We start from the raw sequence: 228 nt of genomic DNA, 5'->3' as shown, positions 1-228 counted from the left end.
CCAGGTTAAGGCTCTCGACCACGGCAGTCTGTTCTTCGGTAGCGGTAGCCACCGACTGGTTCATGCCATCGATTTCGCCAATGCGCTGGGTCACGCTGGCCAGGCGCACACCGGCCTGGTTGGCCACCTGCACAGTCTGCTCGCTGGACACCTGGCTGGTGTTCATGGTGTGCACCGCTTCGCGCGAGCCTACTTGAAGGCTGGTGATCATGCGGTGAATCTCTTCCG

The 228-nt window shown here is 61.4% G+C and carries 1 pseudogene; it reads right to left on the bottom strand.

Annotated features, from left to right (window positions below):
- Nucleotides 1-228, bottom strand: a pseudogene (locus R0J88_RS24275) (methyl-accepting chemotaxis protein); the annotation flags it as partial.

This window comes from Pseudoalteromonas sp. SIMBA_162 (assembly GCF_046535955.1).
Classification (GTDB): domain Bacteria; phylum Pseudomonadota; class Gammaproteobacteria; order Enterobacterales; family Alteromonadaceae; genus Pseudoalteromonas; species Pseudoalteromonas marina.
The sequence above is the reverse complement of the archived record's forward strand: the minus strand, read 5'-3'. Positions and strand labels throughout refer to the sequence as shown.